Source organism: Paenibacillus sp. UNC217MF, from assembly GCF_000686865.1.
In the GTDB taxonomy this organism is placed as follows: Bacteria; Bacillota; Bacilli; order Paenibacillales; family Paenibacillaceae; genus Paenibacillus_B; species Paenibacillus_B suaedae.
Genome location: NZ_KK366030.1, coordinates 24,827 through 45,614 on the forward strand (window position 1 = coordinate 24,827; position 20,788 = coordinate 45,614).

Genomic DNA, 20,788 nt, shown 5'->3' on the forward strand with positions numbered 1-20,788 from the left:
TTTCCATTATTTGATTATCTATCAATGTTCTCATTTTTGCTAGGATTAAAGATAGCGCAATCTATCATCTCTAGTAAAGTGAGGATATCAAAGTGACCTTTCGACGCAAAATTGTATTGTTAACGGCTGTGGCCGCGATGTTTATAACCGGAAGTTTGGCATGGGGAGAATCAAAGAGTGCAGGCTCAGGTTTGCCATTCGATGATATTGCTGGTCTATACGGGCAGCAGGATATTGTCACCTTATATAAGAAAGGCATTGTGACCGGATCCGGTAATCGACGCTATGAACCGGAGAAGTCGGTGACCCGAGCGGAGTTAATCAGCATGATCAATCGAATGTTTAATTTGCACCCCGTAGCAAGTGACATTTCTGCCTATGATGACGTGCCGCGCAGCGCTTGGTATTATGGTGCGGTTCAAGCCGGGTCATTGCTGCATTTGGTACAGGGAACAGGGGAGAGAAGCTTCCAGCCGCAGCAGCCTGTAACCCGACAGGAAGCAGCTGCAATGATTGTACGTGCCTTCAAGCAATCAGCGAAATCCGGCTCCGGCGTATTGTCTTATCCAGATTCATCGCGTATCGCGAAATGGGCCGTACCGTATGTAAGCATTATGGAAAAGCTGAACCTTATGACCGGTGACGATGATGGCTTCCGGCCAAATGACCCGCTGACCCGGCAGGAGACGGCTGTCGTGCTGAATCGGGCGCTTCAACGCCCGGATTGGTCGAAGGCTCTGACGAAGACCCCGCCGAAACGCATCGAGATGGGATGGATGCATGAGCTTACGACGCAGCAGTATATAGAGAAGGTTTCAGGTTCAAACGTTAATACATTATCGCCAAGATGGTTTTTCCTTGATGCAAAGCAGACGGTAACGGATCAAACCGACAAGGTGCTCCTGTCGTGGGCAAAGCAGCATGGCAAGCAGGTGTGGGCGCTTGTAGGGAATCGCTTCAATGCGGATTTGACGCATCAGGTGCTTACGGATCCAACGAAGAAGAATGCGGTCATTGCGAAGCTGTCGGGCTTTGTGAAGACATATGGGTTAGATGGTTTAAATCTTGATTTTGAAAATGTGAGACCAGATGATAGACAGGCCTTAACGGTGTTCGTGTCGGAACTGGCTGCTAAGCTGCATCAACAGAAGGCGGTTCTTTCTATTGATGTGTCTCCTGACTTGGGAACTGATTGGACGGAGGCATTTGACTATGCAGCACTCGGCAAGTCTGCGGATTATATGGTCCTGATGAGTTACGATGAGCACTGGGACGGTGCGCCGAATGCGGGATCCGTGTCATCGCTGCCATGGGTGCAGCGCGCGCTGGATAAACTTGTGGAGTCGGTGCCGGCTAACAAAGTCATCGTAGCACTTCCCTTCTATACGAGAGATTGGGCGATCAAAGAAAAAGGTGTTACTTCCCGTGAAATGACATTGAACGAGCAAGGTGAACTGCTTCGTTCCCGCAAGGTCAAATGGGATGACCGAACTTCACAGTATATCGCTGACTTCATGGATCGAGGAATAAGACATCAAGTGTGGGCAGAAGAAAGCCGCTCCCTGAGTTCGAAGTATGCAATGGCGAGCAAACGCAATGTGGCGGGATTTGCCTATTGGTATGTAGGTGCTGAGACGAACGATGTATGGAAGGCACTAGATAATCAGTGGAGATATTCTTCGTTAACATTTTGAAACAGGTTACATGTACGTAATAAATTGAATGGTGAATGAAAAAGTAATGGAGCAAATCGGAATTCAGGAGACTATTTTTATCATTCATATCGAACGAGCAATCCGTGTTAATCTGGTTGCTCGTTTTTTTGTCCTGCAATACATTACACGGTTGAATTCTTCTTTTTTCCCTCGGGCAAGCATACACTGAGAACGTACAGGCTGCTCGTTGCACCGACCGGGAGGGGGAATCGGATGTGAACAACAGGTGGCGTTCGAGCGGGTTCCGTGCGCGGCGATGGAGATGGCCGAAAATATCTTGGAGCAAGCGCCGTCCGGGCTGGAGAGCGTCAGGGTGGCGTCCACGGCCGAGGATGCCAGTTGCAAGTCAATCAGAAGCCAAAAATGTATCATCAGGCTGGAGCAGCAGACAAGCGAAGCCGAAGCGAAAACGCAGAGCCTTCTTCATTGCGCTCGTTATTTTCACGCTATTGACAGTGCAATTGTTCGTCTACGTGGATAGAAATGTGAAGGGGCCGCTCATGCATTTGGCTAAAATTCGTGTAAAGCAAATTGCGACGCAGGCCATTAACCGAGCGATTACCGATCAGGTGATGCGTGGGCGAGAACTCGATAAGCTGATTGAATGGAAAACCGATTCACGCGGTAAAGTGACAAGCTTCGTCTTGAATTACAACGAGCATATGCGGATTACCTCCGAAACGGTAGATATTGTAGAGTCCTCTCTCAAGAATATTCATGAAATCAGTGACAAGATTCCGCTTGGTCAAGCGCTGGGCAGTCCACTGATCGCTTCCTTCGGCCCACGGATACCGGTTAAGATGGAGCCGCAGGGTGCGGTTAAGGTGGAGTTGAATACCCGCCCTATGGACGTTGGCATCAATATGGTACTGGTTGAGGTGTATATCAAGGTTACGGAAGAGGTCGCGATTGTCATTCCATTCGATCTGGAGCCTGAAGTGGTTGAAACTCAAATTCCAATCTCCTATTTGCTCGTTGTAGGGGATGTTCCAATGTACTATTATGATGGCAAGGGCCAGCCAGTGGGAGCGAATCGGGAAAAAGCCCCTGCCTTGTCGCTGCCTATGCAGTCGGTTCCAAGCAGCGGAGGAAGTGGGAGTATTTCTTCGGGCAGCAAGCAGGAAGGGATAACAGTTCCAACACAGACGGAAACGCATGCTGATCCGACAGCTCCGGCCGAGACTGGTGATGTGCAGCAGCATGGCGGTAACGGTAATACTGGATCGTGATCGGATTATGGCGCACTGTATCAGATGCGCAATGGAATGTGTATGGGATTCGTATATGAAGAAGGGGCACATTCATCGGTACGGCCGAAAGATGTGCCCTTTTTGCCTTATTTAGAACCCAATCGTTAGCGCCGCTTGGAATTCAGCCGCTTGCGTTTATCGGATTGTTCCCACTGGTACAGAAGCGGATACGGATCGAACGCGTACTCGACTAAGCCGCGATCGCGATATACGCCATAGTGGAGATGCGGAGGGAACTTGCCTGATGTGCCAGGCTTGCCATATCCAGAGCTGCCAACCCATCCGACTGTCTGACCTGGGGTGACGATATCGCCAACCTTAATATGTTTCTCATAACCAGACAGGTGGGCGTAATAATGATATATGTTATTCAGATCACGTATGCCGATCCGCCAGCCGCCGTAACGGTTCCAGCCTTTCACCTCAACGATGCCATAGCAGGTGCTGCGCACAGGAACCCCATAGCCGGCAAAGATATCAGTGCCTTCATGAATACGATATCCCCCGTAATGCCGTCCCATTCCAAAAGTACTTCGATATGAATAGGAGCTTCCAAGAGGCAATGGGAAAGTGTACTCGAACAGATCTACTTTATCGAAATGCTCGAAAATCCGCGCATACTGCTGGACACGCTGAACAGCACGCGGATTGGAATAATAATGCCACAGTCCATTGCCAAAATCTTCGACATTAGGCCCATAGGCTCCAATGAACGAAGCGACGCTGTAGAGCAAGTCCACATCATTCGAGGCGTCCGCACGCTTGTCCCCGGAACCGTCGCGTCCAATACCTCTAAAGATAGATATCGACTTCGGGTTGTCATCATTGATATCCGGGTTCAGCATGCCAGCCCATTTACGGGGATCCACATATACGCCTGTTAGTCGATCTGGATGTTTACGCTGTTTTGGGTTGGCTTTGGTCAACGCCCGCTCGTACTGGTCGATGGCAGCTAATCGGTACCAAGGGATTCCGGTCAGTATCGACATTTGCTCATATAAATTTCGACGCGCTTTCCATACATCCCCTGCCGGGGATGGTGCCTGACCAGAATCTTTGGCAGCTCCAGACTGCTGGCTAGACTGAATCTTCTGCTGCTGTGAACCAGACGGAGCGGCGTGAACCAACACTGCTGAATGTGGTGTCATCAGCCCCAGCCATAAGGCAAGTCCTGCACATAGATAAGATGGAGCTTGTCTCATGTCTTCATTTCCTCCTTATTCCATACCTGAAAAGGTTGATTTAATGTTAGAATGTGCGTAAATGGCCTTTTTATCCAAGCAATGGACACGTAGGTATAGATTTTGAAGGGTTCATGGTATAATACAGAATTAGGTCAAGGTTAAGCGAACAAGAAGGAAGGTAGACTCCATGAAAACGAGAGAGCAGAAGCAGAAACCAGATTGGATACGCATCAAGCTGACTACCGGAGAGAACTATTCCGAGATTAAAGATATGATGCGCTCCAAAACGTTGCACACCGTATGCGAGGAAGCACGTTGTCCGAACATTTATGAATGTTGGGCAAATCGTACGGCGACGTTTATGATTTTGGGAGACATCTGCACTCGTGCTTGCCGCTTCTGTGCGGTCAATACCGGCATGCCGACGGAATTGGACTTGCAGGAGCCAGAACGCGTAGCAGAAGCTGCAGAGCGCATGGGCTTGCGCCATTGTGTCGTTACATCCGTAGCCAGAGACGATTTGAATGATGGAGGAGCATCGATCTTTGCAGAGACGATCCGGGCGCTACGTCGCCGGTTGCCACTCTGTAGTGTGGAAGTGCTTATCCCGGACTTCATGGGTAATTGGGATGCACTTAAGTTGGTTATGGACGCAAAGCCAGACATTCTCAATCATAACGTCGAGACGGTAGAACGGTTATCCGACCGTGTACGTGCAAAGGCGAAGTATGAACGCACACTTGAATTGTTGAAGCGTGCGAAGGAAATGCAGCCGAACATTCCTACGAAATCCAGCATTATGCTTGGCGTAGGGGAAGAATGGGATGAAATCTTGCAGACAATGGACGATCTTCGCGCCGTTGATTGCAACATTATGACAATTGGACAGTATTTACAGCCGACGAAGAAACACTTGTTCGTTGAGAAATATTACACTCCAGAACAATTTGCAGAGCTGAAGAACGAAGGATTGAAGCGTGGGTTCAGCCATGTGGAATCGGGACCGCTTGTCCGCAGTTCCTACCATGCGCATGAACAAGTCCAGTCCGCTCATAAGTCCATGGCTACACAAGCGTAATCGTGTTGTTAGCCGCTGGCGATGAGACGGAGTTCGCCTAAAGAGTGACCGTTCGAGAAGCCGATGTTCAGCAGCGGGAAGAATGCATCATCTACTCGATGTCCCAGTCTCCTTACAAGTTGCTAGCGACTTGTAAGGAGCAGCGGCGGCAATCGGGAGGAGAGGGAGCATGCAGGCCTCTATGTTATGGGAACAACCTCGATAAAGCGCGCTCCTCCGTTCGTGCTTGAGCCTGCTGCGGCAGGGGAAGGGGGAATCACGGACGTGATTCAAATTGGAGGCAGATCGTACGAAGTCATTCATGAGTACAAGAACGCATGGAATCCGGAAGCATTCAAGGGTCGCTATAGCGAAGTACTAGAACGGTATGATTACATTCTAGGGGATTGGGGATACAATCAGCTTCGCCTCAAAGGCTTCTTCCGTGACACTCATGCGAAATCCACTAAGGATAGCGCCTTGTCCGGAATGATGGATTACATTAATGAATATTGCAATTTCGGATGCGCCTATTTCATATTGGAAAGGGTAGGCAACAAGGATGTCCGTGTAAGGACTGCTGGAGATCAGGGAGATGAAGCAGAACAAGAAGGTGCAGCAGCATTGGAAGCGCCTACTGCGGATTTGCCGCCGCAGCAACCGAAGCAGGGGATCGTACTCCAGCCGAAGCAAAATAATCAGGATGCAGCAGCGGAACCAGCTGCGAAGCCATCCTCGTCTGAGCGTAAGCCTCGTCATTCGCGCAATCGCAATAAGCAGAATCATGGCAAAGGCGGTACACCGAATCAGGCAGCTGCGCAGCCACGACCTGCTGCGGAATCGAAGGAACGGGCAGAGCGGGTAGAACGCGCACCTAAAGAAGTGCGTTCCTAAGCAGACACAGCATAATACCATAGTAGATGGACTTACCGGCACCGCTTCTCATCTGTTCAAGACGAGGAGCGGTGCCGTTTGCATGAATAGGACATAGCAATGCCCGCCGTCCAGTGAACAGCGGGCATTGTGAAGTTGAACTTATACGTTATAACAGCCGTGCTCGTCATATCCGAGGAAGGCTTCACGAACCCGATTCCAGAACGGGAATGGACGATAGCGAATAAATGTTACCTTCTGATCGGCGACTCTACAGCGTATGGAGCACAGCTGCTCCAACGGAATGTTGATATGATCAACCGTCAGGAGCAATTTCTGCTTCTTCTGAGAATGGATGTCACAATGATGATGCTTCGGCAAAATAAGCGACGATCCAAGCGTACGATACACACGGTTGTTGATGGATGAAATCTCAGCAAGTTGAATCGATGGGATCGAGGGATGAACCATAGCCCCGCCGAGACTCTTATTGTAAGCTGTACTTCCAGACGGAGTAGATACGCACACCCCATCTCCACGGAACATTTCGAACAGTTCGTCATTAATATCAATTTGAGCGACGAGCGTATTTTCTACCCCTTTAAGCGTAAACTCATTCAATGCGATGTATGTCTTGTTGGAGCCGTTGTCATGAGTAGCGACTTGCAGCTCAATTAGCGGATACTTGACGATGCGCGGTGATATTTGATCTTGAGTTCGATTATCTGCAATCAACTGAACGAGCATCTCAATTTCATCTGGCTTCCAATCCGCGTAAAACCCGAGGTGGCCGGTATGGATGCCAACAAATGCAAGTTGATCAAGCTGATCGATGTATCGATGGAACGCTTGAAGCATCGTGCCGTCTCCGCCTATGGATAATACAATATTCGGTTCGTCATCATCACGTACTAGGCCCCGATCGTTGGCCAGTTGGTGGAACGTGTCAGCTAATGCGGCAGATACGTCGTCTCCCCGGTTCATTACTGCGTACTTCAAGGCGTTGGCTCCTTTGCACTGCTTTTCATTAAGATTTATAACGAAGTATATCCAATTCCATATTATACGTTCCACATCTGGAATACAATCGCCATTTCATCTGAAGCAGATTAGCCGTTCCCTTATCTGCCCATTCGATGGAAGTATCGCAGCAATCCAACAGCCGCTGATCCGATACTCAATATAATGAGAATGGCGAAGGCTGCTAGAAGACCAGTATGTGTGGCTGACCATGCTGTATTCCATACTTTCGTTGGAATTATGTTGTGGTCTAAGTCAGACAGCCACGTAGGGAGCAAGGATTGTACCGTTCTTGTACGGAGCAGCGGATACAGGATAAAAGCGACGAATGCGGCAAGGAAGCTGTGAATGAGTCTGGAAACAAAGAAAGGAATATATCGTAAATCGCACTGATTCATAATACTAACGATTTGGGCATGGACGGACAATCCGCCCCATGACAAAATCCAAGCTGCGGCTACCACTTGTGCATGAGTGCCAGCTGAGTCCGCGGCTCCAGCGCCCTTAGCGCCAAGAGTGACCTCAAATATTCCACCGGAAAAGGCGGAAGAGAGGGAGCCGGGGAGTTGAACAGTCTGAAGAAGCCCTTGCAGCACAGCCTCCCATACTCGCATAACCCCAATTACAGACAGTAAGTCCATCGCAACGGAGAAAAAGACAACCAGCCCTCCTACAACGATCATAAGCTTTAAAGAGGAGGCAACAGCCTCCTGCAATAAGGTGCCAAGGGAGCGGCCATCCTTCTGCCTTGCCTCATGCATGGCCCAGAAGGCGCGGACAACAAGGGGAACCCGCCTGACACGCTTCGTCTGTCCATGGGAGGAGATCGGCTCGACAGCTGCTGCTATGGGCGTCATAGGAGCATGCGGAGCATGGAATCGCATCAATAGCCCGACGACAAATGCCGCTCCGTAATGAGCAATTGCAATCGTAAGAGCTAGGCTGGCGTCTCCAAAAAATCCGATGGATACAGCACCTATTAGAAATATGGGATCGGATGACGTGGTGAAGGCGACGAGGCGCTCCCCTTCTTCACGGGAAATGAGCCTCTGCATTCGCAGCTGAGTGGTGAGCTTGGCTCCAACAGGGTAACCGGAAGCATACCCCATAGCGACCACAAACCCGCCGATTCCAGGGATGCGGAACATCGGGCGCATGATTGGATCAAGCAAGGTGCCAATAAAGTGTACAATGCCGAAACCAAGCAGAGCTTCGGATATAATAAAGAACGGGAGCAAGGATGGGAACAGGACGTCCCACCAGATGGCCAACCCCCGTGTCGAAGCGGATAATACGGTGTCAGGATATATGATCATTAATAAAATGAAAAGACCAATCGTTGCTGCGATGAGTACAATCTGGATGGAGGAGCTTGTCCGAGAGCGGCTCATTGTATATTCACTCCCTCTACTTCTTCAGTCAATGGGACGACCACTGCAATACAACATATGATAAAGGGACAACAATCATGCTGTTCACCTTCAGAACAGCGCTGTGATGATACAATTCTGTCTTTATTCTGTAATCAAAACGTAAAGGAAACGCTTGCATTTATCCGTGTCATTTCGGGAAGCATTATGGTACACTAAAAATACAAGAAAGATGAAATGCGTATCCGATCGTTAGGGGTGATTGGTGTGAGCATTATTGCAGGCATCCTTGTTTGCGCTTTTGTTTATGTCATTCGAGAATCGTTAATGGGATCACCAGAAGAAGATTGGTAAAGACAAGGTAAGAAGAGATTACAAACTACGGCCAGACGCTGAACAGATGCTCAGCGTTTTTTTTGTGCTTATTTTTGTGTTCATGACTCATTTGATTGAAACTTCTGCTCGTTTGTAATAAAGTGTTGAACAAGGACTACTTTATTGACGATATGCTGGCTGTTGTTGGCAGTCGCATGATGGAATAGATAGGAGCGATTATGGAACGGTACAATCAAACAATATATGAGGCGATCGGCGGAGAGGCGACGGTTCGGAAGATGGTGGAGGCTTTCTATCCACGAGTCCAGGCTCATCCTTTGCTTGCGCCACTATTCCCAGAGGATATTATGCCGGTAATGGAACGACAATTCATGTTCTTGACGCAGTTTTTCGGAGGACCATCTCTCTACTCTGATCAGTTCGGACATCCAATGATGCGTGCACGTCATCTGCCATTTCCGATAACGCATGATCGTGCAGATGCATGGTTAGGCTGTATGCGGGAAGCGCTTCATGAGATAGGAATGGAGCCAGGGCTGGCAGCGATGGTTATCGATCGCTTATCAGGCCCAGCGTATCACTTTATTAATACGAATGATGAGGCTTAATTCCTTGTTCATATAGAACGGCTCATGTATTCCATAATAGATTCGTTTTCATGGACTTCGTGCGACTCACATAATCGATCAGCAGAAAAGAGGAACGATTTATGGAGGTTGAACCGCTTTTTACGGTGAAGGTAGGCTGTCCGTACTGTGAACAGGTATTTGTTACTTCGCGTGTACGGCCTCGCTTCAAGAAGCCCTCACGCATTGACAGTGATTTTTGTACGCATTATGACGAGGGCAAGGTGAATCCGGACTATTACGTAGTTCGGGTATGTCCTTCATGTGGATGTGCATCCACAGAAAATTCCCTAAAGCATTGGTACGAGCCGCAGCGTAAGAAGTTCGAAGCACGCATCGCGAACCAGTGGAAGAACCGTGATTACGGTGGCGAGCGGACTTGGGAGGATGCGCTTGCAACGTACCAGCTGGCTCTGTTAACAGCTCAGACTATTGGCGAGAGCCATCGTGTGGTTGCTGGTCTTCTTCACCATATCGCATGGTTGTATCGATACCGCAATGATGTGGTAGAAGAGCGTCGATATATGCAATATGCACTTGACGCCTATGTTGCCGTGCTGGAGCAGGAGTGGCGCGATCAGAACGATGCGCGGCTCATTTTTATTATCGGGGAGCTGTATCGCAGATTAGGCGAATTCAATGAGGCTGTGAAATGCTTCAGTAAAATTGTTCATGATAAAAGGATCATGGATGCGGCAATGATCCGAGCTGCTAGAGAGCAGTGGACCCTTATTCGTGAGGAAATGAGAGAAGCAACTGAAAACGCTACATCGAGTATGGCCGATTGAATGAGGAGACAAGAAGACGTGTATCCGGCAGAAGTGGCGGGTACACGTCTTTGTCTTGACCAGTGAAAATCAATCCTCACTGATCCATGCATTCTATCGAATCGCGCGGTCTGCAAGCAAATAATCGTTATCCGCATCGATGATGACGAGGCGGTTGCGACAACAAGGGAATACAAGGAGCCGTTTCTTGCCGTCATGGATATCGGGAAGCTCATTTGGCTTAATGGGAAGAAGGACATTGTCTTTCTTACAAAACGGGCAGGTTGATATATACAGGTCGCCCATTAGCTGATCATACGGCAGTGTATTTTCAAATGGTATCATTCCTTGGTGCTCTCCGATGTTTGTTCTGTGCCAGAAGGACTCTGTTCTGCCTTGTTAAGCTCGGCAAGCTTCTGTATAAGAATGTGCTGCGGCATATGCATGAGCTGCTCTAAGGGGACATTAAGTGCCTTAGACAGTTTGACAGCGGTGTCTGCGGAGATTGGTAATGGTCTCATCTCACGTTCCTCCCTATACGAGTTCCTATAAATTTTGATATAGTTTAGTTATACACGGTCAAGGTGCAAAACTCAAACTTTGCAAGGTTGAATAGGTGTGGACAAATTAAGCCAATTGAAAGGTGTGTGCACGATGAAACAACCGTTAAGTCAAACGTGGGATTTGGATGTTATTTTTGAAGGTGGATCAGAATCTGAAGCACTTCAGGCTGCACTGTCTTCCGGTGAACAGAAGATCTCTTCGATCACGAGTGAGCTTAAGGCAATGGCTATTCCTCAATCTGTTGAGGAGGCACGACAGCTTGCCAAATTGACTGAACAGCTTCAGCAGTTGATTGCAGAGTTACGTGAGGCAGGTGCTTACATAGGGTGCTTGACGGCACAAAATGTAAAGGATAAGAAAGCGATTCAATTATCCGACCGTGTACGTACAATCGGTGCCCGACTGGTTACTTTGGATACGCTGTATGATGAGCTTTTGCGCGGCATGGATGAGCAAGTATGGTCTGAATTTGTTGCACTGCCTGAAATTGCAGGCATTCGTTTCAATTTGACTGAACGCCGAGAATGGGCAAAGGAGAAAATGTCACCGGAGAAGGAAGCGCTTGTTGGGGATTTGGCAACAGATGGTTATCACGGATGGAGTGCCAACTATAACACTATCGTATCCCATTTCCGTATCAAGCATGAAGAGAATGGGGAGACAGTGCTTCTTTCTGCAGGACAAGCTGACAACAAGTTGTCTGATGCTGATCGCTCGGTACGTGAGGACATGTTCGCGAAGTGGGAAGAAGCATGGGAAGAGCGTGCGGACTACTGTGCTGACGCCCTTAACCGAATTGCAGGCTTCCGCTTGAAACTGTATGAGAACCGTGGCTGGAACGAAGTGTTGAAGGAGCCCCTTGCCTACAACCGGATGTCGCAGGCGACGCTGGATGCAATGTGGGATACGATCGTTCGCAATAAGCAGCCGTTCGTGAAATATTTGGAGCGAAAAGCAAAGCTGCTTGGTGTAGAGAAACTCACATGGTGTGATGTAGAAGCTCCACTCGGCGACACGCAATCCAAGATTTCTTACGATGAGGGTGCGCGTACGATTGTCGAGCAATTCGAGAAGTTCAGCCCGCGTATGTCCAAGTTCGCAGTGAATGCATTCGAGAAGCGCTGGATCGAAGCGGAAGATCGCTCTGGCAAGCGTCCAGGTGGGTTCTGTACGTCGATGCCTGTTAGCAAAGAAACGCGTATATTCATGACTTATGCCGGCACACCATCGAACGTGTCCACCCTTGCCCATGAGCTTGGACATGGTTATCATACGCATGTGATGGAGGATCTTCCTACATTTGCAAAGTCATATGCGATGAACGTAGCAGAGACGGCTTCCACTTTTGCCGAGATGATCGTATCTGACTCTGCGGTGAAGCAGGCGAAGAATGAGCAAGAGAAGTTGACACTGCTGGAAGATAAGCTTCAGCGGTCAATTGCGTTCTACATGAATATCCATGCGCGCTTCCTGTTCGAGACTCGCTTCTACGAGAAGCGCAAGCAAGGCGTATTGTCCTCTGAGGAACTATGCTCGCTTATGGAAGAGGCACAGAAGGAAGCGTTCTGTGGTGCACTTGATTCGTACCACCCGCACTTCTGGGCGTCTAAGCTGCATTTCTACATGACGGGTGTGCCGTTCTACAACTTCCCTTACACATTCGGTTACTTGTTTAGTACGGGATTGTATGCGCGAGCTCTGCAAGAAGGCGAATCCTTCGCAGCGAAGTACGATGCATTGCTGAGGGATACAGCGGTAATGACGGTAGAGGATCTTGCACAGAAGCACCTTGGCGTAGATTTGACGAAGCCAGATTTCTGGCAATCGGCGATAGATGTGACATTGCAAGACGTGGAATTGTTCCTGCAAATGACTGAATAATTTAGAGTGACAACGGATAGACCGTGCAAGTTAAATGAGGCTTACATAGAAAGGAAAAACAACTTGGCGACATCAACTAGGCTTCTTAAGCTGTTCCATGCTTTGTTTTACTCAACGAATGCCGTTCTGCTTTCTTATTTGCCGCTTCTATTGCGGGAGCGGGGTTTCGAACCGTTTGAAGTAGGCACTATATTAATGTTGGGGCCTTTTCTGGCGATGTTTGCACAGCCTGCCGCAGGTCTGATTAGCGACCGCATCCGAAAGGTTCGCCCGCTACTAATCGGCTTGTGGATTGTATTGGGAATATCAGCGTCATTAGCTTTTTTGACAACGGATCGTATCCTTGTCGCGGTAAGTATTCTGATTTTGTATATTTGCTATCTTCCATCGATTTCATTGCTTGATACGTTAACAGTTAAAATAGCTAATTCTATGCAGCAATCATATGGAGCTGTTCGCCTTTGGGGTTCAGTTGGCTTCACCGTAACGGCTGTAACGCTAGCACAGGTATTTGATTTGGTGGGCGGAGTGGATTCACTGTTCTGGATGTATTTGCCGGTCTGGTCCAGCTTTTTTATCGGTATGTTCTTTTTGAAGGAACCGAGATATGATGATGGTGAGCCGGATGAAGCGGTGAACATGACCATTTTGAAAAAGGCGCTCACCATTCCTTCCTTGCTTGTATTGCTTGCTCTTATTTTCGTCATCGGGATGCCCCACCGGATGAATGATGCGCTGCTATCGCTGCATATGAGCGATTTGGGCGCAACCTCCGGGCAGGTATCGATTGCATGGGCTGTTGCAGGATTCAGTGAAGTTTTTGGCTTCATCATTATGGGACGAATCATGAAGCGGTATCGAATGCTGACATTGCTTTCCGCCGTAGGCATGCTATATGCGCTTCGATGGCTGCTGTATTCCATAACGACGGAGCCGGTGATGTTAATCGTACTGCAAGGACTGCATTCGATTACGTATGCTTGCTTCTGGGCCTTAGCAATCGAATTCGTAGTGCAGCTTCTCCCGCAAAAATTAGCAGCTACAGGACAATCGCTGCTCGGTATGGTGTTCTTTGGCTTGTCCGGATTGGCAGGAGGAGTTATTGGCGGAGCACTGCAGGAATCGTATGGCGGTAATGTCATGTATGGCCTTGGTTTTGTCCTTGCCCTTCTTGGAACATTTGGCTTCATGTTGTGGAACCGCAAGGATCGCAAGCGACACTTGCAGTTGAACAAGAAGCAACCGTATAACTTGCATAATGGAATTGGAAATTAAACTTATCATTTACAGTGCTGAATAGCTGTAAGGTAGGTAAATAGGTAATCCAATAACAGCGGGGCAGCCCTTAGTAGCATTCTACTAGTGGCTGCCCCGTTTGTTTTGGTTATATGCAATATTAGAATTTGAATACTTGAATCGTACGCTGCAACTGGATCACCTTTTGCTGCATTTGCTCCGTAGCATCGGCCATCGCTTGGACGGATGTAATTTGTTCATTCATAGAAGCAGATACTTGCTCTGTTCCCGCAGCAGATTGCTGTGTAATTGCTGAGATGTTCTCGATGGAGCTTGAAATGTTAACAGCTCCTTCCAGCATCGTATCACTTTCATTCGCGAAGGCGGCAATTTGTTCGGTAATAAATTGAATGCTATCTACAATTTCTAGGAAGATGCGCTCTGTTTCTTTAATTAATTCCGTTTGGGCGTGAACGACCTCTTCATTGACTTGAATATTCGTAATTGCCTGGCGGATGCCTGACTCAATGCTTTTCACCAGAGTAAATACTTCCTTCGTCGAAGCGGAAGATTCTTCAGCAAGCTTGCGAACCTCCTGTGCGACGACTGCGAAGCCACGGCCATGCTCGCCAGCACGTGCCGCCTCGATAGAGGCATTAAGGGACAATAGGTTCGTCTGCTCAGCAATGTCAGAGATGGTGCGTGTAATTTTAGAGATGCCATCTGCTTGTCGTGCAAGTTCCTCAATTGTCGAAGCTACTTGATCAGTTGCCTCGATGTTGCGCTGCATGCCTGCGCTTTGTGTCTCGACTGCCGTTCTTCCCTTAGCAACGAGACCGACTGTAAGGGCAGAACGCTCATTCATTTCCTTCGTAGAGTATGTATAGGACTCAACCTTCTGCTCAATTTGCTTGACGGAATCCGACATCGATGCGACATCTTCGGAGATTTCCGCTGCTCCAATCGCAAGTTCATTTGATGAAGCTGTCACCTGTTCCATAACGAGCTTTAAATTGTGGTTCATATGATACATTTCTCTGCTTGATTCGGATACGTGCCGCGTAATATCGGTCGTTTGGCGTAAAATTTCACGAAGCTTAATGATCATGGAATTAAAAGCATGCCCTAACTCGCCAAGTGAATCATTCGTTGTCACGTTCAACGTTTGGGAGAAGTCACCCTTCGATACTTGCAGGGCTGACTGGGCAATGTCTTTGATCGGGGCACTCAATGAACTTTCCAGAAAGTTAATAATGGGATAGCTAACACCGATTAGAATGGCGATAATGATTATCCCGGTTGTAAGCGATACATCAGCTAGGAGTAGGACTATTGTCGCTAATGCGAATAGGCCGACGATACTGTAACAGCCGAACAGCAGCTTTTGTTTGAAGTTTAACTTGTAGAACCAGTTCATAGGACCGCTCCTTTCCCCTATCATGCCAAAATTTAGAATTTGAAATCATTATAGCATCGGCTGTGAAGATGGTCTATGAAAATGTTAGTAAATTCAACACGATTAGACGAAATTCGTCAAGACGATTTTGCATGATGTAAAAATGTGTTGATTAAAGGAAAATAATCCCTTATACTGTGACTAAAGAACCATAAAATTGAAGCTAAGCTTCTGTCAAAATAGGGAGGAATGAATAAGATGAAGTCTGTCTCGATTCCATTAGCTAGGCAAATAAGCCTAGTTTTTGAGAAATTAGAATCAGAGCTGATTGGTTTGACAGGTGGAACAATTGTAGTTTGTCTTCGCAATGATATCATTGGGAAATTCGGTGTGAAGCACGATGCGTTGGAAAGCTGTGCTGGTGAACTAAAGCCGATTCGACAAGGATTGTCGAGGCAGCAAATTGCCCAATTTCTGCAAACGGCGATTGATGCGCTGAAACATAAAAAACATTGGACGCATGGGGAGATTGTGTACGATTTCACAGTTAGGCATGGGGAGCTGCATGTCAGCACATGGTTTGAATCGAATCATAATATGGTTCATATTTTGGATAAGAAGGAAGAGAATCTACATACTTACAGAAATGTATCTTAATGTGTTCATTCGCAATTGTCGAATGTTATTTGTAAATAAGAAAGCAGGAGTCCCTTCTAACACCAGTTGGTTGTAGTAGGACGTCCTGCTTTTTTTCGTAAGTATGGGGTGTTGCGTAACTAGCTTAAAAAGGTTCAACAGCTAAGCTTAGCGAGCGCGGCCAGCCAATTGCTGTTCAGCAATTTGTACAAGACGCTTCGTGATGTAGCCTCCGATGGAGCCCATATCGCGAGAAGTATAGTTACCGTAGTAACCATCTTGAGAAATTGGAATACCCAATTCTTGAGCAATCTCAAATTTCATTTGTTGAAGTGCTGCTGTTGCTTGAGGAACAACGAGATTGTTGGAACGGCTTCCGCTTCCTTGTTGTTGATTTGGCATGTTGTTCACCTCCTTGTGATAGTTATTATGGAGAGATAGAGATGAAATATGCGAGAGGAAGTGCTCGTTGTGAAATGTAAATAATGCCAAGTTGTCCTGATCTGGCAATCGTGGGAGGAACGCAAAAAGGAGGCTTGTCGCCTCCCCTGTTATGGATGTTGAATTTCAAGCTCTAAGTTGAGGATAACTGGCTTGTTCGGCTCAAGTTCAATCAAGCCTGTAACCTCATTGCCGAATGGAAGATTTGGCGCATCAGGAAGCCAAGTATAAGGCTCTATGCAGATAATTTCATTCGCAGTGCCTCGAGTGTAGAGAACCCAATGCTTGAACCAGGGCTCATTGCCTGTATAGCGGATACGATAACCGTCTTCGCGGGACAGCCAAGCTTCAGGCTTATGCTCGGCTATGCTGAATACCGTATCGAAGTCGGTTCCTTCTAAGTTCATTCCGGAGAGCAGCTTCTCGTTATCACCCAGCGGCAACGTATTTCCTGTCATAATAAGCTCTTCGTCCAGCTCATACACACCTGTAACAGGAACCTGCAGGGTCCAGCGGTTCGGTTCGCCATCAAGTTGTAACCACGTATGTGTTCCGAAGCCGAATGGTGCAGTCTGCCCACCAACGTTGGTTACTTGCAATTGTTGTGTCAGTTGGCTTCCCTTCAGTTCGTAAGTAAGCTCGAACTGGAGAGGTGTTGGATATTGCTCCATCCAGTGCTTATCTTCAGAAGAATGGAACCGAACCGTGACGATAGCGTGATCTTCGGTTGCTTCGGCACATGTAACTTGCCACGATTGCAAACGATGCAAGCCGTGAATGTGATTGTTGTTGGCTGTGTTCTGATCAAACTGATAGGACACTCCTGCATATTGGAATTGTCCGCGGCGTATCCGTCCAGGCGGCATAAGCATAGGGATGCCGAAGTGGTAAGGTTTGGTCATATAATAATCCAGATCGCTCTCAGCTGGCGTACGCAAAATATCGCGTTCAAGCACTTTGTCCCACAGACGAATGAGATTAGCGCCTAGGGAAGGCAGCAATGTTGCCTCAAGCGTGTCACTGTGAAGAATAACTGTCTCATGATCGTTCCATTTGCCTCTCGTAATCTGATACATGCGAATTGCCCCTTTGCTCGTGAAGTTATGTAATGGTTTGTTATTTTCATGATAGCAAATTCATGCATTAAAGTCATTGAAGCACACAAGGTCTAATTCAAGCGGGCGATAAACGGACAAAGGATAGATTGACAAATACAATGATCTTCGCTATCCTTATGGCTAATTCCTAGTTATGTAGAGCTCGCATAAGTGATAGGATATAATTGAATTCGTGTAAAATGATGATGAGGACAAGTACGCTATGCGGTAGCTCCAGAGAGTCGGTGGTCGCTGTGAACCGACGCGAATGCATAGTTGGAATGGGCCTCGGAGTGCTGTGTTGAACCAGTGATGTGCATGAAGTAGACATAGCCGCAGCTCTGCGTTACAGAGGTCAAGGCTTGCAAAGAGGGAGTCAGCATCGTTTGCTGATGCTTCCTAACATTCGTAGGACTGTGCTTGTTAGAAGTCACAGCCATACGATTATGCAGGCGAATTAGGGTGGCACCACGGTTCTTCGTCCCTTGCGGATGAAGGGCCTTTTTTGCGTTCACGAGTATGACGATACAAGAATAATGATATTTGTGGAAAAGGAAGTGTTGCGTGATGAAACGCGTATTATCTGGTATTCAGCCAAGCGGTCAATTGACACTTGGCAACTACATCGGAGCAATCCAAAACTTCGTGAAGCTGCAGGAAGAACATGAGTGCTTCTTCATGGTGGTAGACCTGCATGCCATTACTGTACCGCAGGATCCGGAAAAATTGCGTGAGCAGACAGAATCTGTAGCTGCCTTGTATATTGCGGCAGGCCTCGACCCAAGCAAGTCGAACATTTTCCTCCAATCTCATGTTCATCAGCATGCAGAGCTTGGATGGTTGATGACGACACTCACCTATATGGGTGAGTTGGAGCGGATGACGCAATTTAAGGATAAGTCGGAAGGGAAGCAGTCAGTTGGATCGGGCTTGTTCGTATATCCATCTCTTATGGCTGCAGATATTTTATTATATCAAGCCGATCTTGTTCCCGTTGGCGATGATCAGAAGCAGCATTTGGAGCTTACTCGGGACTTGGCTGCACGCTTCAACGGGCGCTTCGGCGACTTCCTGACTGTTCCAGAACCGTATATCCCGGAAGTCGGCGCACGGATTATGTCATTGGATGATGCCTCCAAGAAGATGAGCAAGAGCAACCCGAACTCTGGAAGCTATATTGCCTTGCTAGATGATCCTGCTGTCATTCGTAAGAAAATCAGTCGTGCCAAGACAGACTCAGAGGCACTTGTGAAGTATGATCCTGCGAATAAGCCGGAAATCAGCAACCTGATGAGCATTTATACACATGCCGCTGGTATGTCCATTGCTGAAATTGAGGCGAAATACGAAGGCCAAATGTACGGGCCGTTCAAGAAAGATTTGGCTGAGCATGTCGCTGCGCTCATCGAGCCGCTTCAGGCCCGCTATCATGAAGTAAGACGCACAGGTGAACATCACGAGGCGCTGCGTCGTGGTGCTGAGCGAGCACGTGAAGCGGCAGAGCAGACATTGACGGAAGTGAAACGCCGGATGGGCTTCGTGCTCCCGCAATAAATCTAGGACGATTTGTTAAGCCTGCTTGCCTACTGGCCTGATGTATGATCTTGTTGGGCTAAGCTTCGCCGACGAAGCTTGGCCTTCACAATGAAGCCGCATCCCATATTCACGATAGCAAGTATGGTAAAGAGAAGAGCAAGCCAGACACTTTGGCTGATGGAGATCGCTGTTGCGATCAGCAGGGCGATGGAAGAGCATGCGAACCATAGTGATAACCATTTGTTCATGGGGAAGACTCCTTTTCGCAAAATAATGTTACAGATAAGTATAACATTTTGCAGGCCGGATAAAATAAGTTTGCAAGCTTGCACAACTAGAAGCGTCAATTGCGAAAGGAGATTCACCTATGTCTAATCGTTCTGGTTCCAACAACTTGGTTGTTCCTCAAGCTACTGCTGCATTGCAGCAAATGAAATTCGAAATTGCTCAGGAGTTGGGCGTTCCAATTCCACAAGACGGCTACTACGGGAACTACACTTCCCGTGATACCGGTTCTATCGGGGGATACATGACGAAGCGTTTGGTGCAAATGGCACAACAATCGCTTTCCGGCGGTTCCCGCTAATCGAAATGCACTAATGATTTGGCTACCCTGCGCGCGGGGTAGCCTTTTATTATGAAAAGTGAGCATCAACAGCATTTGGCCAAAAAAGAAGGTACAGTGGATCCTGTCTTCACAGATTCCCTGTACCTTCTTCTTCTAAGTGCCCTTACACGCCGTTTCTATTCGTATTCCAATCCAAAATGCTTGCCGGAGTGAGTTTTGTTCAGCCAGCCTACGAAATAATCAAGCGTCTCATACTTGGCGTTCATCATGACGACAGCAACGAGGGGGAATTGCTTGCGATGCCTATACCTGACATCGGCCCAGCGAACGGCATATCCATAACCGGTTGGCTCTACCGTTGCACAAGCGTAGCGTGAAATGTACAGGAGCGCTTCTACAGCAGGGTGTTCCTTGGAAGCTTCTACTGCTGGATGCTTATCGCAGTAGGCCGTCTCTGTCCAATGGAGACGATTGTGATTCCAGTTCCCGATTCGGTATGCCCCTTCTGGAAGGGGCTTGACTACATTCCATCTGGATAGCGATACGGTCGGAATAAGTGTATACGTGTCCGAATGGACGTACTCTTCATCGAAGAGCAGCATCTGATCCTTGAGCTTCTTGTGTACAGTTGCCCTCCATAAGAAGTACACAAGGAGCAGCGCATACAGCACGGGAAATACTATTCTTGGTGACAAGACACCCAATCCCCACAATGCTACAGCTACGAGGTGGGAAGAGAAAATAATCGGATCGAACAGCGAGATGAAGTCAAAGGACAGCCATTTGTCTGTGACAGGCCATGCCGCTTGGGTCCCATAGGCATTACACAGATCAGTTATGACGTGTATGACTACGGCGAGAGCGGTCCAGAGCAGAACGTGCCAGAACAAGGCACCCTTGTTCAGCAAAGTCATTAGACCTGCGATAAGCAGTGCCCATATTGGCAGCATCGGGATGGAATGTGAGATGCCTCGATGCTGACGAATATAGGTGGTGTTGTCCTTCAGCTTGAGTGCAACATCCGCGTCTGGAGCCTGTGATCCGAGCAGAACACCGAAGAAGACGGCCGAAGCCGTAGCAGGATGGGTCATGACGGCAGGATCAATGTGTGAGAGTCCGGCAAGTCCCAATCCAATAACAGCATGTGTGCTTGTATCCATATTCGTAATCACCCTCTTGTATTGTGAGCAATTATGTACCAGAATATGACTCATGAGTACAATTCACAAGAAGGA

20 protein-coding genes, 1 pseudogene and 1 other annotated feature are annotated in these 20,788 nt (G+C 47.9%); of the genes and pseudogenes, 11 read left to right on the top strand and 10 right to left on the bottom strand.

All coding sequences use genetic code 11. From position 1 onward, the window contains the following. Positions 1 to 92: 92 nt before the first annotated feature. Together BP95_RS0127010 and yunB are read left to right on the top strand one after the other, a co-directional pair. Positions 93 to 1,694 carry an S-layer homology domain-containing protein gene (locus tag BP95_RS0127010; RefSeq protein WP_028533690.1) on the top strand — a complete coding sequence of 534 codons (1,602 nt, stop codon included), beginning with the start codon at positions 93 to 95 and terminating at the stop codon, positions 1,692 to 1,694. A 236-nt stretch (positions 1,695 to 1,930) separates the two neighbouring features. Further along, positions 1,931 to 2,944 carry a sporulation protein YunB gene (gene yunB, locus BP95_RS0127015; RefSeq protein ID WP_028533691.1) on the top strand — a complete coding sequence of 338 codons (1,014 nt, stop codon included), beginning with the start codon at positions 1,931 to 1,933 and terminating at the stop codon, positions 2,942 to 2,944. A gap of 125 nt (positions 2,945 to 3,069) precedes the next feature. Here yunB and BP95_RS0127020 read toward each other — a convergent pair whose 3' ends face one another. Further along, positions 3,070 to 4,167, bottom strand: coding sequence for a M23 family metallopeptidase (locus tag BP95_RS0127020; protein ID WP_021254274.1), 1,098 nt, complete (start codon positions 4,165 to 4,167; stop codon positions 3,070 to 3,072). Positions 4,168 to 4,324: 157 nt separating this feature from the next. Between BP95_RS0127020 and lipA the strand changes: the two are divergent. Then, positions 4,325 to 5,227: pseudogene (lipA, locus tag BP95_RS0127025) on the top strand (lipoyl synthase); the annotation flags it as partial. 186 nt (positions 5,228 to 5,413) lie between these two features. Further along, positions 5,414 to 6,100: a YutD family protein gene (locus BP95_RS0127030; protein ID WP_021254272.1), complete on the top strand. Its 687-nt coding sequence runs from the start codon at positions 5,414 to 5,416 to the stop codon at positions 6,098 to 6,100. A 141-nt stretch (positions 6,101 to 6,241) separates the two neighbouring features. Here BP95_RS0127030 and BP95_RS0127035 read toward each other — a convergent pair whose 3' ends face one another. Both BP95_RS0127035 and ylbJ read right to left on the bottom strand, forming a co-directional pair. Then, complete coding sequence (locus tag BP95_RS0127035; protein WP_021254271.1) at positions 6,242 to 7,078, bottom strand: NAD kinase; 837 nt, start codon at positions 7,076 to 7,078, stop codon at positions 6,242 to 6,244. Between the two features lie 122 nt (positions 7,079 to 7,200). Beyond that, the gene (gene ylbJ / locus BP95_RS0127040; protein WP_021254270.1) at positions 7,201 to 8,490 is read right to left on the bottom strand and encodes a sporulation integral membrane protein YlbJ; all 1,290 of its coding nucleotides are present in this window, start codon (positions 8,488 to 8,490) and stop codon (positions 7,201 to 7,203) included. Between the two features lie 533 nt (positions 8,491 to 9,023). Between ylbJ and BP95_RS0127045 the strand changes: the two genes are divergently transcribed. Then, on the top strand, positions 9,024 to 9,413 hold the full coding sequence (locus BP95_RS0127045; RefSeq protein WP_021254269.1) for a globin domain-containing protein: 390 nt from the start codon (positions 9,024 to 9,026) through the stop codon (positions 9,411 to 9,413). Between the two features lie 101 nt (positions 9,414 to 9,514). Beyond that, positions 9,515 to 10,219: a DUF2225 domain-containing protein gene (locus tag BP95_RS0127050; RefSeq protein WP_021254268.1), complete on the top strand. Its 705-nt coding sequence runs from the start codon at positions 9,515 to 9,517 to the stop codon at positions 10,217 to 10,219. Between the two features lie 93 nt (positions 10,220 to 10,312). Here BP95_RS0127050 and BP95_RS0127055 read toward each other — a convergent pair whose 3' ends face one another. Next, positions 10,313 to 10,543: a hypothetical protein gene (locus BP95_RS0127055; RefSeq protein WP_021254267.1), complete on the bottom strand. Its 231-nt coding sequence runs from the start codon at positions 10,541 to 10,543 to the stop codon at positions 10,313 to 10,315. Then, positions 10,540 to 10,719: a YycC family protein gene (locus tag BP95_RS0127060; RefSeq protein WP_021254266.1), complete on the bottom strand. Its 180-nt coding sequence runs from the start codon at positions 10,717 to 10,719 to the stop codon at positions 10,540 to 10,542. The genes BP95_RS0127055 and BP95_RS0127060 overlap by 4 nt, the downstream gene beginning before the upstream one ends. Positions 10,720 to 10,852: 133 nt before the next feature. Between BP95_RS0127060 and BP95_RS0127065 the strand changes: the two genes are divergently transcribed. After that, on the top strand, positions 10,853 to 12,643 hold the full coding sequence (locus BP95_RS0127065; RefSeq protein WP_021254265.1) for a M3 family oligoendopeptidase: 1,791 nt from the start codon (positions 10,853 to 10,855) through the stop codon (positions 12,641 to 12,643). Between the two features lie 63 nt (positions 12,644 to 12,706). Continuing rightward, entirely contained in the window at positions 12,707 to 13,918 is a 1,212-nt protein-coding gene (locus BP95_RS31495) for an MFS transporter (RefSeq protein WP_021254264.1), read from the top strand. A gap of 121 nt (positions 13,919 to 14,039) precedes the next feature. On the opposite strand, the gene BP95_RS0127075 is transcribed toward BP95_RS31495, so the two are convergent. Next, complete coding sequence (locus tag BP95_RS0127075) at positions 14,040 to 15,296, bottom strand: methyl-accepting chemotaxis protein (RefSeq protein ID WP_021254263.1); 1,257 nt, start codon at positions 15,294 to 15,296, stop codon at positions 14,040 to 14,042. 237 nt (positions 15,297 to 15,533) lie between these two features. Between BP95_RS0127075 and BP95_RS0127080 the strand changes: the two genes are divergently transcribed. Next, the gene (locus BP95_RS0127080) at positions 15,534 to 15,932 is read left to right on the top strand and encodes a hypothetical protein (protein ID WP_021254262.1); all 399 of its coding nucleotides are present in this window, start codon (positions 15,534 to 15,536) and stop codon (positions 15,930 to 15,932) included. A 147-nt stretch (positions 15,933 to 16,079) separates the two neighbouring features. Here BP95_RS0127080 and BP95_RS0127085 read toward each other — a convergent pair whose 3' ends face one another. Both BP95_RS0127085 and BP95_RS0127090 read right to left on the bottom strand, forming a co-directional pair. Next, positions 16,080 to 16,313 (bottom strand): alpha/beta-type small acid-soluble spore protein, encoded by a 234-nt coding sequence (locus BP95_RS0127085; RefSeq protein ID WP_005551150.1) that lies wholly within the window; start codon positions 16,311 to 16,313, stop codon positions 16,080 to 16,082. Between the two features lie 149 nt (positions 16,314 to 16,462). Next, a complete protein-coding gene (locus BP95_RS0127090; protein ID WP_028533695.1) occupies positions 16,463 to 17,428 on the bottom strand; it encodes an aldose 1-epimerase in 966 nt (321 codons plus the stop codon). 215 nt (positions 17,429 to 17,643) lie between these two features. After that, positions 17,644 to 17,938, top strand: a binding site (T-box leader). Positions 17,939 to 18,016: 78 nt separating this feature from the next. On the opposite strand from BP95_RS0127090, the gene trpS reads away from it, so the two are divergent. Next, positions 18,017 to 19,003: a tryptophan--tRNA ligase gene (gene trpS / locus BP95_RS0127095; RefSeq protein WP_028533696.1), complete on the top strand. Its 987-nt coding sequence runs from the start codon at positions 18,017 to 18,019 to the stop codon at positions 19,001 to 19,003. A gap of 29 nt (positions 19,004 to 19,032) precedes the next feature. Here the strand turns inward: trpS and BP95_RS0127100 are convergent, their stop codons facing one another. Then, positions 19,033 to 19,233 carry a DUF5325 family protein gene (locus BP95_RS0127100; RefSeq protein WP_021254259.1) on the bottom strand — a complete coding sequence of 67 codons (201 nt, stop codon included), beginning with the start codon at positions 19,231 to 19,233 and terminating at the stop codon, positions 19,033 to 19,035. A 119-nt stretch (positions 19,234 to 19,352) separates the two neighbouring features. Here BP95_RS0127100 and BP95_RS0127105 point away from each other — a divergent pair, with 119 nt between their 5' ends. After that, entirely contained in the window at positions 19,353 to 19,571 is a 219-nt protein-coding gene (locus BP95_RS0127105) for an alpha/beta-type small acid-soluble spore protein (protein ID WP_005551143.1), read from the top strand. Between the two features lie 158 nt (positions 19,572 to 19,729). Here BP95_RS0127105 and BP95_RS0127110 read toward each other — a convergent pair whose 3' ends face one another. Continuing rightward, positions 19,730 to 20,713, bottom strand: coding sequence for a metal-dependent hydrolase (locus BP95_RS0127110; protein WP_021254258.1), 984 nt, complete (start codon positions 20,711 to 20,713; stop codon positions 19,730 to 19,732). Positions 20,714 to 20,788: the final 75 nt, after the last annotated feature.